10 protein-coding genes are annotated in these 12,151 nt (G+C 71.3%); 7 read left to right on the top strand and 3 right to left on the bottom strand.

Features of this window, described 5'->3' with window-relative positions; genetic code table 11:
• Positions 1 to 13 precede the first annotated feature (13 nt).
• Positions 14 to 871 carry a class II glutamine amidotransferase gene (locus ACIQWR_RS23590; RefSeq protein ID WP_404012751.1) on the bottom strand — a complete coding sequence of 286 codons (858 nt, stop codon included), beginning with the start codon at positions 869 to 871 and terminating at the stop codon, positions 14 to 16.
• Between the two features lie 430 nt (positions 872 to 1,301).
• Between ACIQWR_RS23590 and ACIQWR_RS23585 the strand changes: the two genes are divergently transcribed.
• Positions 1,302 to 2,039, top strand: coding sequence for a VOC family protein (locus ACIQWR_RS23585; RefSeq protein WP_404013287.1), 738 nt, complete (start codon positions 1,302 to 1,304; stop codon positions 2,037 to 2,039).
• Positions 2,040 to 2,148: 109 nt separating this feature from the next.
• Here ACIQWR_RS23585 and ACIQWR_RS23580 read toward each other — a convergent pair whose 3' ends face one another.
• Both ACIQWR_RS23580 and ACIQWR_RS23575 read right to left on the bottom strand, forming a co-directional pair.
• A complete protein-coding gene (locus tag ACIQWR_RS23580) occupies positions 2,149 to 2,517 on the bottom strand; it encodes a PRC-barrel domain containing protein (RefSeq protein WP_404012748.1) in 369 nt (122 codons plus the stop codon).
• Between the two features lie 84 nt (positions 2,518 to 2,601).
• The gene (locus tag ACIQWR_RS23575; RefSeq protein ID WP_385773989.1) at positions 2,602 to 2,757 is read right to left on the bottom strand and encodes a DUF6131 family protein; all 156 of its coding nucleotides are present in this window, start codon (positions 2,755 to 2,757) and stop codon (positions 2,602 to 2,604) included.
• 279 nt (positions 2,758 to 3,036) lie between these two features.
• On the opposite strand from ACIQWR_RS23575, the gene ACIQWR_RS23570 reads away from it, so the two are divergent.
• The 6 genes from ACIQWR_RS23570 (at position 3,037) to ACIQWR_RS23545 (ending at position 12,150) form a co-directional block, all read left to right on the top strand.
• Complete coding sequence (locus ACIQWR_RS23570; protein WP_404012745.1) at positions 3,037 to 4,011, top strand: alpha/beta fold hydrolase; 975 nt, start codon at positions 3,037 to 3,039, stop codon at positions 4,009 to 4,011.
• 1,138 nt (positions 4,012 to 5,149) lie between these two features.
• On the top strand, positions 5,150 to 6,628 hold the full coding sequence (locus ACIQWR_RS23565; protein WP_404012742.1) for a sugar transferase: 1,479 nt from the start codon (positions 5,150 to 5,152) through the stop codon (positions 6,626 to 6,628).
• 73 nt (positions 6,629 to 6,701) lie between these two features.
• A complete protein-coding gene (locus tag ACIQWR_RS23560) occupies positions 6,702 to 8,018 on the top strand; it encodes a nucleotide sugar dehydrogenase (protein ID WP_399263748.1) in 1,317 nt (438 codons plus the stop codon).
• Complete coding sequence (locus ACIQWR_RS23555) at positions 8,008 to 9,279, top strand: glycosyltransferase family 4 protein (protein WP_404012738.1); 1,272 nt, start codon at positions 8,008 to 8,010, stop codon at positions 9,277 to 9,279. The genes ACIQWR_RS23560 and ACIQWR_RS23555 overlap by 11 nt, the downstream gene beginning before the upstream one ends.
• The gene (locus tag ACIQWR_RS23550; protein WP_404012735.1) at positions 9,272 to 10,639 is read left to right on the top strand and encodes a Wzz/FepE/Etk N-terminal domain-containing protein; all 1,368 of its coding nucleotides are present in this window, start codon (positions 9,272 to 9,274) and stop codon (positions 10,637 to 10,639) included. The genes ACIQWR_RS23555 and ACIQWR_RS23550 overlap by 8 nt, the downstream gene beginning before the upstream one ends.
• A complete protein-coding gene (locus ACIQWR_RS23545) occupies positions 10,636 to 12,150 on the top strand; it encodes a Wzz/FepE/Etk N-terminal domain-containing protein (protein WP_404012732.1) in 1,515 nt (504 codons plus the stop codon). The genes ACIQWR_RS23550 and ACIQWR_RS23545 overlap by 4 nt, the downstream gene beginning before the upstream one ends.
• Position 12,151 lies beyond the last annotated feature (1 nt).

Genomic DNA, 12,151 nt, shown 5'->3' with positions numbered 1-12,151 from the left:
GGCCTCCGGACCGTCAGGGGAGTCGGGTGGCGTCCGGGAGCTCGGGGAGGAAGGGGAGGTACTCCGCTCCCGGAGCGGCGGGGATCACGGTGTAGCTGGCCTCGGGCAGTTCGTTCCACACCCCGGGCAGGTCGCCCAGCGGCTCCGAGACCACGATGCGCGTCTCGTCGGAGATCTCGCGGAGGTAGTCCAGCTCCGGGTGGAGGTGGCGGACGGTCTCGGCGCGGCTGCTGTAGAAGAGCGAGCGGGACTTCCCCCTGCTGGAGTAGCGGAACGCCCAGACGCGTGCTCCGTCGCTGACCGCCACGGTCATCTGGAGCGGTTCCGGTACCCCGTGCTCCTTGCCGAGCCGCTCCACCAGTCCCGCCATCCTGGCCACCGCGCCGGGGACGTCCTGATCGAGCCCGAAGGTGACCGCCAGGTAGAACATCACCTCGGAGTCGGTGGACCCCTCGATGCACGGGAAGAGCGCCGGGTCGACGGCCATGCACAGGTCCCGCTGGAGCCGGTGGAACTCCGCGATGGCTCCGTTGTGCATCCACAGCCAGCGTCCGTGGCGGAAGGGATGGCAGTTGGTCTGTTGTACGGCCGAGCCGGTCGAGGCGCGTACGTGCGCGAAGAACAGCGGGGAGCGGACGTGGGCGGCCAGCTCGCGCAGGTTGCGGTTGTTCCAGGCCGGTGCGATGTCCCGGAAGATCGCCGGGGTGCCGTCGCCGTCCGCGCTGTACCAGCCGATGCCGAAGCCGTCGCCGTTGGTCGATTCGGCGCCCATCCGGGCATGGAGGCTCTGGTTGATCAGCGAGTGCTCGGGGCGGTAGAGCACGGCGTCGAGGAGCATGGGCGAACCCGAGTAGGCGAGCCAGCGGCACATGGGCCCTTCCCTTCCTCCCGCCCCGTCCCGAGCCTAGGGGGTGTCTGACGGATGTGCGTGGTGAGGGAGCGGTGTCCGGTGCGTGCTCTCGGCGCGGCGACCGGAAGGCCGCGTACTGGACGTACTCCGTCTTTCGGTCGGTGCGGCGAGAGCGCGTGCCGGGCGCCGCGACGCCGCGGACATCCGTCAGACACCCCCTCACCCCGTGCCGGGTCCCGCGCGGGGCCCGGCGCACCGCCGTGATACCCCAGTGGGCCATCCCCCGCGGGGCCACTCGTACGTACGGGTGGGCGCGGCCCGTGCCTCGCCGACCGGCGCGGCCGGCGGGTCTACGGTGGGAGGGTCCCGTAGCCGTGTCCGGCAGATGAGGTGGGCAGCTGTGTCGACATCGAGCCATGAGATGTCCGGTGCGCCGTGCTGGGTGAGCCTGATGGCCCGGGACCTCGCTTCCGCCCAGGGTTTCTACGGCGCCGTGCTCGGGTGGGACTTCCGCCCCACCCGTCTCGGCGACGGCTTCTCCGTCGCCTTCCACGACGGGGCCCCGGTGGCCGGCATCGGCGCGCTGGCCGGCAGTCTGGGGGTGCCGGTGGCCTGGACGCCGTACTTCGCCGTCGAGGACGTCGACGTCACGGCGGACCGGATCCGCGAGCGCGGGGCCACGATGGCGGTGGGCCCCCTCCCCTTCGGCACGGGCCGGGCCGGGCTGGCCTCGGACCCGGCGGGGGCCGCCTTCGGCTTCTGGCAGGGCAAGGTCATCCCCGACTGGACCGTGGGCCACGACAGCGCCCCCGCGTGGTTGGAACTGCGTACGCGCGACGCTTTCGCCGCGGCCATCTTCTACGGCGAGATCCTGGACTGGGCCGGCGAGCCGGCGGGCTGCTGCACCGTCTCCTACGAGCACGACCACGTCGTCCTGCGCCACGGCCGGGACGCCGTCGCCCGCATCAGCGGCGGAGCGCTCGACGAGGATCCGGACCCGCAGGTCCGTCCGCGCTGGCACGTGCACTTCCGGGTGCCGGACCTGGAGGGCGCGATCGAGGCCGCCACCCGCCTGGGCGGCAGGACCGCCTCCCCCGTGCGGTCCACGCCCACCGGCCGGTCGGTCGTACTGGCCGATGCCGAGGGGGCGCTGTTCACGGTGGTGGCTCCGCAGGACCGCCCGGCCTGAGGGTCGGGCCGGGACACGGAATCAGGGCCCGGACTCAGGGAGTCCGGGCCCGCTGCCCGTGCTCGTGCGCACCGCGCTCGCATACCCGCGCCCACGCTGCCCGCGCCGGTCAGATCGGCGGCAGGCCGAAGGGGAATCCGGTCCCGTAGTAGGTGCTCAGCGCGTCCCGGTAGCGCGGGTCGCCGAGGTGCTCGTCCCGGTGGAACTCGGGAGCGTCCTTGATCTGTCCCTTCGTCCGGTCCACGAACACGGTGCGTGCCTCCGGGTCGATGCTGACGACCCTGCTCGCCGGGAGCAGCACCTCCTTGCCGAAGATCCAGACTCCGGTGTCCACGACCAGGTAGGCGTCGTCGACCTCGTCGGAGTGTTTGTCGACCTTGCCGATGGTCCCGTCGGTCGCCTCGACCTTGTAGCCGGTCAGATCCGTGCCGGCCAGGTGGCCCGAGGTCGACGTGTAGCTCCATACGTGCTCAGTCACGCGAAGAACAACTCCTCCCGGTAGGACGGGTAGTAGTGGCAGGGGTGGGGTCTGTGGGGGTGCGGCAGCACGGGTGCGCGCCGACTACCAGTAGTGGCGTCGGCCGCCGACGGCGTGTCCGACCGAGCCCATGATCCACAGGACTGCTCCCACCACCAGCAGGATGACGCCGATGGTCCAGAGGATGGAGATTCCGGTCAGGAACCCGATGATCAGGAGGATAAGCCCGACGGCAAGCATGGTGTCCTCGCTCTCAGGTGGAGAACACGGCGGGGCGTTCGCTCCGCCGTGGCGCTTCGGCTGGCGCCTACCCCCGAACCCCGCCTTTATCGCCGTACGGGCCCTTGATCCTTCGTGACCCCGCCCGCGGCCCCGCCCGCGACCCTGCCCGCGGCCCCGCCGCCAGTCCCGCCGCCGGCCGCCCGCGAAGTGTCCGTGCGACTCGCGTTCGCCCCGCCGCTCCCCCCATGATCAGCTAAACGATCTCCACACCGGGGAGGTCGAGCACCTGGAGGATCCATGTCACCGCTGGCCCTGGACGTCACCCACCGCCTGGTCCCCTCGCCCGCGGGCCGGATCCACCTGGTGGAGCAGGGCGCCGGGCCGCTCGTCCTCCTCGTGCACGGCTTCCCCGAGTCCTGGTACTCCTGGCGCCACCAGCTCCCGGCGCTGGCCGCCGCCGGGTACCGCGCGGTCGCGATCGACGTGCGCGGCTACGGCCGCTCCTCCGCCCCGCACGAGACGGACGCCTACCGGATGGCGGAGCTGGTGGCGGACAACGCCGCGGTGGTGGAGGCCCTGGGCGAGCGGTCGGCCGTCGTCATCGGGCACGACTGGGGTGCGTCCATCGCCGCCGCCTCGGCCCTGGTCCGGCCCGACCTCTTCCGTGCGGTGGGGTTGCTCAGCATTCCCTACGCGCCGCGCGGCGGGCCGAAGCCGAGCGAGCTCTTCGCGCGGATGGGCGGGGAGGAGGAGTTCTACGTCTCCTACTTCCAGGAGCCCGGCCGGGCGGAGGCCGAGATCGAGCCCGACGTGCGCGGCTGGCTCGCGGGGTTCTACGCCGCCCTGTCCGGCGACACCATGCCCGCGGCGGGCGCACCCGCCCCGCACTTCGTCCGCCGGGACGGGACCCTGCGCGAGCGGTTCCCCACCGACCGGTCGCCGGCCTGGCTCGGGGAGGGCGAGCTCGACTTCTATGCCGGGGAGTTCGAACGGACCGGCCTGCGCGCGGCGCTGAGCCGCTACCGGAACATGGACCGCGACTGGGAAGACCTGGCCGGCTTCGACGGAGCCCCCATCGCCCAGCCCTCGCTGTACATCGGCGGCGCCCTCGACGCCTCCACCACCTGGCTGGCCGCGGCGATCGAGGCCCACTCCACGACGCTGCCCGGGCTCACCTCCTCCCGCGTCCTGGAGGGCTGCGGTCACTGGATCCAGCAGGAGCGGCCGGCCGAGACCAACCAGCTCCTGACCGACTGGCTCGCCACCCTGTAGGACCGGCTGCCGAGCGGCTGCCGATTGGCAGTTGGAAATCAAAGCGGAATGCCGCGCTATCGGCCGACCGGGCCTAAGTCCGTACGTCGCGCGCACGTCGCTCCACAACACCGCTTCGCGTGCGCCACGGAGCGGATTCGAGGTCGGCTCCATGCCGCAGCGATGTCCGTCGACCGCCTGGAGTCCACGATTCCGTGCCACTTTTTCCAGAAAATTGTGAGAGGAGGCCGTGGCTCGATTCCGAGCAACCTCCTTTTCTCAACCATGCAATTGCACCGCCGGCCGCGCACGGGAATTCTCACTGAGATCGCGTGATTGCAACCGGCGCATTGCTTGCACGTGAACACGTCGGGTCCGGAAGGAAAAGGGCCGCGCCGCGTGCTCCTCGCGATCCGGTCCCGCGCCCGTCGCGGGTACGCGCCCGGGAGCCGGGTCGCGACCGCGGCGAGCCGGGCCCGACCCCGCTGCGGCCGGCTCCCGACGTCCGCCCGCTCCACAGGAGTTCGGCGCCCCTCCCCGCGTCCCGGACGACCCGATCCACTGCCGGCCGGACCGTGATCCACGACCCGGAGCACGTACCAGTCCAGGCAACAGGCGCCACGCCGCTGGCTCGTGATCATCCGTCAGTCGGATGTGGCATGGATTCGGCCACCCCATCCGCCACCTGCCGATCAACGTCCTCACAGGTCACACGGCATGCGCCTGTCACCAGGAGACCCTCGGAGGAGGACCCGTGGATGGCGCCGTCTTCGCAGCTTGACCGCAACTTGTACACATCACCTCTCCGGACGGCCTGCGATGGTCTAGATTGACCCGCGTGCTCCAGATACTTGGACACCGGGCGACAAATGACGATCTATTGTTTTGGTGCGACACACAGCCGGCTGCCGTATCCTCTGCGCCGGACGTGGCAGTGATCGATTCCTTGAGCTCGAGGGGGGCGCAGGGAACATCCGGGACTTCTACGACTTCCCGCACACCTTGCGACTCTGGTAGAACATGCGGGTCCGCCACCCGTAGGTAAGTGTTCAAGCAAAGCTGCAATACCTGGTATGCCACATTCGGGGGGCGGGTCCTCCCGTGGGATTAAACAGTGCGAGGCAAAGACGCCGGAGCACTGGCGACCTGGGGGGGTCCTGTGCAGCAGAGGGAATTAGCCAGCCCGTTTCCGGCGGCGCGCGGGCGGTCGGCGAACGGGTCTATCAGTCGCCCCGCCATGGACTGGGAACAGCGGTACCGACGGACCGTCATCACCACCGATACGGTGACGACCGCGGCCGTCGTGACCGCGATCGGGGTCTTCTTCGGGGCCAGGGACGCGGCCAACTGGCATGAGAAATGGGGAATCCTCGCATTCGGCACCGAGCTGTTGGTGCTGGGCTCGATGACGGTCGGCCGGTCGTGGGCGCCGGCCGTACTCGGCCAGGGCGCCGAGGAGTTCCGCCGACTCGGGCGCTCACTGTTCGCGACGGCCGTCGTGCTGGCGCTCGGCGGGATCGCCCTCACCTCCACCAACATCAAGCTCTGGATCTTCGTGGCGACCCCGGCGATCGCGGTCGTCACCATGATCGCCCGCTACGTGCTGCGCCTGTGGTTGCACAAACAGCGCAAGGAGGGCCGCTGCCTGCGGCCGGTGCTCGCCGCCGGCAGCCCGGCCACCGTGCTCGACCTGATCACCAGAGTCCGCAAGTTCCCGCACCTCGGTTGGCGGGTGGACGCGGTGTGCACGCCGGACGGTCTCGGCTTCGACGGTGACCAGCTCGCCGGAGTGCCGGTCGTGGGCCGCCTGTCGGACGTACCGACCCACGTGCAGCGCGACGGCTACCGCGTCGTCGCGGTCACACCGGACCCGCACTGGTCGCCGAACCGGCTCCAGCGACTGGCGTGGAACCTTGAGGGCAGCGACGCCGACATGGTCGTGGCACCCGTGCTGATGGAGGTGGCCGGCCCGCGCCTGCACGTCGACGGGGTGCTCGGGATCCCGCTGTTGCGGGTCACGATGCCGATCTTCACCGGGGGTCGTCGGGCGATCAAGGAGGTCGTCGACCGCATGGGTGCGGCGATCCTGTTGATGCTGTTCGCGCCGCTCATGCTGCTCGTCGGGGTGCTCGTGCTGCTGGACAGCCGGGGCGGAGTGCTCTACTACCAGCGCCGGGTGGGCAAGGACGGCCGCGAGTTCACCATCGTCAAGTTCCGCACCATGGTCGCCGGGGCCGACAGGACGCGGGCGGAACTGGCCGATCGCAACGAAGGCGCGGGCCTGCTGTTCAAGCTCCGCCGGGACCCGCGGGTGACCCGGGTGGGCACGGTGCTGCGCCGGTACTCGATCGACGAGCTCCCGCAGCTCTTCAACGTGCTCACCGGTTCGATGTCGCTCGTCGGTCCGCGACCCCCGCTCCCGGAGGAGTCCGCTGCCTACGGCCCGGACATCCGGCGGCGGCTGTTGGTCAAGCCCGGGCTCACCGGCCTCTGGCAGGTGAGCGGGCGCAGTGACCTGCCGTGGGAGGAGGCGGTGCGGTTGGACCTCCGGTACGTGGAGGACTGGTCGCTCGCCCTCGACACGGTGATTTTGTGGAAGACCCTCCGCGCGGTGCTCCAGGGGCAGGGGGCGTACTGATGCGCGGCGGATTCAGTCAGGTCAGTGGGCGGTTGGCAGGCCAAGAGGGCCTGTTGAGGGGGAGGAACGGGTCATGAAGGTCAGTGTCTTAGGTCTCGGCTACGTGGGCTGCGTGTCAGCCGCGTGCCTGGCCAGTCTGGGCCACGAGGTCATCGGCGTCGACGTCAGCCAGGTGAAGGTCGACCTGGTCAATGCCGGCAAGGCCCCGGTGGTCGAGGAGAAGATCGGCGAGCTCATCGCCGAGGTCGTACGGAGCGGGGCGCTGCGCGCCACCGGCGACGTCCGCGAGGCGATCATGAACAGCGACGTGTCGCTGGTCTGCGTCGGCACGCCCTCGGAGCCCAACGGCAGTCTGTGCACCACCTACTTGGAGCGGGTCACCGAGGAGATCGGCGCCGCGGTGGCCGAGCGCGGCGGGCGACAGACCGTCGTGTTCCGCAGCACCATGCTGCCGGGCACCTGCTTGAACCTGCTGGTGCCGATCCTGGAGAAGTACGCCGGCGGTACGGCCGGCGTGGACTTCGGCGTCGCGGTCAACCCGGAGTTCTTGCGGGAGGGCACCAGCGTGCGGGACTTCTTCGACCCGCCCAAGACGGTCATCGGGCAGATCGACGAGGCCAGTGGTGACGTGGTCGCGGCGCTGTACGACGGGCTGCCGGGCGAGGTGTTCCGGGTGCCGATCCCGACGGCGGAGGCGATCAAGTACGCGGACAACGCCTTCCACGGCCTCAAGATCGGCTTCGCGAACGAGCTGGGCTCCATCTGCCAGGCGCTCGGGGTGGACTCGTACCAGGTGATGGACGTGTTCCTGGCCGACCGCAAGTTGAACATCAGCTCCGCCTACCTGCGGCCCGGCTTCGCCTTCGGCGGCTCCTGCCTCCCCAAGGACCTGCGCAGTCTGGTCCACGCGGCACAGCAGGCCGACGTCGCCGTGCCGATCCTCTCCCATGTCCTGCCGTCCAACGCCGAACACCTCCAGCGGGCGGTGGAGTTGGTGGAGGCCACCGGCAAGCGCCGGGTGGGCATCTTCGGGCTGTCCTTCAAGCCCGGCACCGACGACCTGCGCGAGAGCCCGCTCGTCGAGCTCGCGGAGCGGCTCTTCGGCAAGGGGTACGACCTGCGGATCTACGACCCCAACGTGAACCTCTCCCGGCTGCTCGGTGCGAACCGGGAGTACGTCGAGACGCGGCTGCCGCACCTCGCGAAGCTCCTCGCGGAGTCCGTCGACGAGGTGCTCGACCACGCCGAGGTGTGCCTGGTGGGTACCGGCGACCCGGCCGTGCTCGCGGCCCTGCCCCACGGCGAAGGCCCCGTGATCATCGACCTCGTCCACCTCCCCGACGCCGACGTGCGCCGGGCCGAACCGGGGTACGTGGGCCTTGCTTGGTAACGCAACCGGCGGCGTCGGCCGGGGCCGACGCGCGCTGATCCTGGTGGAGAACCTCTCGGTGCCCTTCGACCGGCGGGTGTGGCAGGAGTGCACGACCCTGCGCGACGCGGGTTGGACCGTGCACGTCATCTGCCCGCAGGGCGAGAAGCGGGACACCGAGGCCGAGGTCGAGATCGACGGCGTGCGGATCCACCGTTACCCGCTGCGTGCCGCCACCGGGGGGCCGGCCGGCTACCTCCGCGAGTACGGCACGGCGCTGTGGCACACGCTGCGCCTGGCCCGCAAGGTCGGTCCGGTCCACGTGGTGCACGCCTGCAACCCGCCGGACCTGCTGTTCCTGCCCGCCCTGTGGTTGAAGCGGCGCGGTTCGCGGTTCGTCTTCGACCAGCACGACCTGGTGCCCGAGCTGTACCTCTCCCGGTTCAACCGGGGCAAGGACCTGCTCTACCGGGCGGTGTGCGCGCTGGAACGGCGTACCTACCGGGCCGCGGACGTCGTGCTCGCCACGAACGAGAGCTACCGGGACGTCGCGCTGGCGCGTGGCGGTCGCAAGCCGTCGGACGTCTTCGTGGTCCGCAGCGCGCCCGACACCAAGCGGTTCCAACCGGTGCCGCCCGAGGAGGAGTTGAAGCGGGGCAAGCCCCATCTGCTGTGCTACCTCGGCGTCATGGGTCCGCAGGACGGCGTCGACTACGCCCTGCGCTCCCTGGCGAAGCTGCGCGACCAGTTCGGACGGACGGACTGGCACGCGGTGTTCATCGGCGGCGGCGACACCTTCGACGCGATGGTGGAGCTGTCCCGCACACTCGGGCTCTCCGAGCACGTGCAGTTCACCGGGCGCATACCCGACGCCGACCTGGCGCGTTACCTCTCCACCGCGGACGTGTGCCTCTCCCCCGATCCGCACAATCCGCTCAACGACGTGTCGACCATGAACAAGGTCCTCGAATACATGGTGATGGGCCGTCCGATCGTCTCCTTCGATCTGCGCGAGGCCCGGGTCTCCGCCGGGGAAGCCGCCGTCTACGCACCGGCGAACGACGAGGCCGAGTTCGCCCGGCTCATCGCGCTGCTGCTGGACGATCCGGAGAAGCGGACCCGGATGGGGAAGATCGGCCAGGAGCGGATCGGTGGTCCGCTCGCCTGGCGGAACTCGCAGGCGTCGCTGCTCGCCGCCTACGCCCGCGCCTGCCGGGACCGCGGTCCGGTGCCGGCTGCGGGCGCACGGCACGGGCACGAGGGAGACCGCACCGTTGAGTGATGACACGATACGGCTGGTCACGATCGGCCGGATTACCCGTAGGCGCTGGCGGCTGCTCACCATCCTCGCGGTGGTGGGTGCGCTGCTCGGCTACGGCACCTCCATGCTGTTCCCGCCCCGGTACACGACGTCCGCGTCGGTGCTGCTGCCGGGGGCTTGGCAGGAGCGCGAGTTGATGACCCAGGCGCAGATCGCCACCAGTTCGGTGGTGGTCGACCGCGCCGCGGCCACCCTGCGCTGGCCCGGGGTGAGCGGCCGTCAGCTGCGGGAGCAGGTGATCGCCACGGCCTCCGACGGGAACATCATCAACATTGCGGGCACGGCCGACACCCCGGAGCGCGCGCAGAAGCTCTCCGACCAGGTGGCGCAGCAGTTCGTCTCGTTCGCGGCGCGGATCACGGGAGCGGGCGCCGACCCCGAGGCGGCGTCGCAGCCCGAGGCGCTGCGCCAGATGGTGGTGCAGACCAGCCGCCGCATCAACGAGCTGGCCGACGCGACCGGTCCGGGGCAGTCGGTGGAGAGCGTGCAGACCCGCACGGAGCTCGCGAAGCTGCGCACCGCGCTGCAGGAGGCCGTGACAAAGCTGGACCAGGTCAACCCGGCCGCCGGCAAGGCCAACATGGTCGTCATGGGGCCGGCGGTCCGGCCGACGGGCGAGGCGCCGCCGACGCGGATGCAGCTCATCATCGGCGGGGCGCTGCTCTTCTTCCTCGTCGGGGTCATCGGTCATCTGGCCGCCGCCCGGATGAGCCGCCGGCTGCGCGGCGAGGCGGAGATCGCCGCGGCGCTGGGCTCGTCGGTGCTGGGCAGCGTCGACGTGCCGGGCGAGGGCGTCGTGCGCGGGGCGAAGGACGGTGGCCCGCGGGCCCGGATCCGCCGGCTGCTGGGTCTCGACGTCCGCTGGGACGCACCGCCTCCGCAGACTTCCGGCGACGAGGCCAGTCGGCAGCTGCGCTACCGGCGGGTGTGCGCCCGCTTGCGTGAGCAACTACCGCTTGCGGACGGGCTGTTATTGGTGGTGCCGGAGGGCGACGGAGTCGCGCGGTGGGCCGCCGAACAGCTCGTCGCCGAGGCCGGGGGCGCTCCGCCGCTGCGGGTGGTGGAGGTCCCGGTGTCCCGGCCGATGCTGCCGGACGGCGACCAGGCGGGCGGGGCGCTGGTCGTCCTGAGCGCGGGCAGCTGGACCGCGGGGGAACTCACCGGTATCGCGGGGGCGTGCGCGGACGCCGAGCAGGAGGTCGTCGGCGCGGTGCTCGCCGACGTGGTCCGGGCCCGTCCGGCGCGGTCCGCCGGGGACCCTTCGGACGACATCACATCGGCGAGCGCGGTTGACTACGACACGGCAGGACGTTCAGGGTGACGACGAGTACGGGTTCCGAGCCGTCGGCCGCGGCTCCGCTGCTGGACCTCCAAGCGCTGGTGGTCGCGGTGCGCAGGCGCCGCCGCCTCTGGTCCTCCATGGCGCTGTTGGGGATGCTCCTCGGCGCGGCCGTCGCGGTGCTGATGCCGCCTCCGCCGACCGCGGTGACGAAGGTGCTGGTCGCGCACCAGGCGGACCAGCCGAACGACCCGGGGACGCTGATCCGCACCGACGCCGCGCTGCTGCAGACGACGCAGATCGCCGGCAGGGCCCTGCAGTCCCTCAAGTCGACGCAGAAGCCCGAAGACTTCATGAAGGACTACGCGGGCATCGGGCTGACCAACAACCTGCTGCAGATCACCGTCACGGGTGCCAGTGACGCGCAGGCGGTGGCCCGGGCCAAGGCGTTGGCCGACGCCTTCGTCGCGGACCACGTGCAGCGCATCCAGGCGACCGCGGACGCGGAGGCCAAGACGCTGCTCGATCAGCGCGACCGCATGCAGACCGAGCTCGCCCAGGTCAACAAGTCGATCGGGGACGCGCCGCAGCAGAGCGGGCCGAAGGCCTCGGCGAACACGGAGTCGCTGTACGCCCGCCGGGCCGAACTGACCGCGCGCATCACCGACTTCGGCCAGCGCGCCGCGGAGGCGCGCGTCGGTACCCCGCAGCTCATCGCGGGCACGCAGGTCGTGGACGCGCCGCGCACCGTGCGGGTGTCCCTGCCCAAGACCGCCGCGACCAACGCCGGGGTGGGGCTCGTCCTCGGACTCGTCCTCGGGCTGGTGGTGGCCGCGATCGGGACCGTGGTGGCGGACCGGCCCGTGCTGCGGCGCGACATCGCGGGGAGCCTCGGTGCCTCGATCATCTCGGAGCTCCCCCGCCGGCCGCCGTTGCTGTGGCGGCGCAAGCGGATCCGGGCGGCGCGCGAACGGCTCACGGCGTCCCTGGCACGTACCGTACGCGGCTCCGCGGAGCCCCTGTCCTTGCTGGAGCTGGGCTGCGCGCGCGGTACGAGCCTGATCGCCCTGGAACTCGCCGGGGCGCTGGGGGCGCAGGAGCCGGTGGTCGTCGTCGACGGTCTGCCGGGATCGCAGCTCTCGGGCCGCCGGCCGAAGCCGGGGGACCCCACCGTGGTCAGCGGCGACGGCGGCGCGACCGAGGCGCACCAGGGGCGCCGGATCGGGGTCGGCTCGGTGGCGCCCGGCACGGCGTGGACCGACCTCCAGTACCTCGGCACCCAGACCGTCCTGGTCGTGCGCGCCGGGCACGGCAGCGTCGCGTGGCTGCACACCGTGGCGCGGCAGCTCGCGGACCAGCGGATACCGGTGGTCGGCGTGGTGCTGATCGATCCCGACCCGCGGGACCGGACCGACGGCACGCTGTGGGACGGGCCCCGGTCCGCGCCGCGCGGCCCGAGCGAGCGGGGGGCCCTGCTGAACGGGACGGGGCGGGCGCCTACGGAGCTGCCGTCATGGGCACGAGTACCGGACATCGACCAGGAAGCGCGGTAGT

Origin of the sequence: Streptomyces sp. NPDC098789, assembly GCF_044759975.1 — a bacterium.
Taxonomy (GTDB): Bacteria; Actinomycetota; Actinomycetes; order Streptomycetales; family Streptomycetaceae; genus Streptomyces.
The sequence above is the reverse complement of the archived record's forward strand: the minus strand, read 5'-3'. Positions and strand labels throughout refer to the sequence as shown.

Coding starts and splice junctions, on each gene's coding strand:
- ACIQWR_RS23575 (WP_385773989.1), bottom strand. CDS start 2,757: ATGCTTGCCGTCGGGCTTATCCTCCTGATCATCGGGTTCCTGACCGGA.
- ACIQWR_RS23590 (WP_404012751.1), bottom strand. CDS start 871: ATGTGCCGCTGGCTCGCCTACTCGGGTTCGCCCATGCTCCTCGACGCC.
- ACIQWR_RS23560 (WP_399263748.1), top strand. CDS start 6,702: ATGAAGGTCAGTGTCTTAGGTCTCGGCTACGTGGGCTGCGTGTCAGCC.
- ACIQWR_RS23570 (WP_404012745.1), top strand. CDS start 3,037: ATGTCACCGCTGGCCCTGGACGTCACCCACCGCCTGGTCCCCTCGCCC.
- ACIQWR_RS23585 (WP_404013287.1), top strand. CDS start 1,302: ATGGCCCGGGACCTCGCTTCCGCCCAGGGTTTCTACGGCGCCGTGCTC.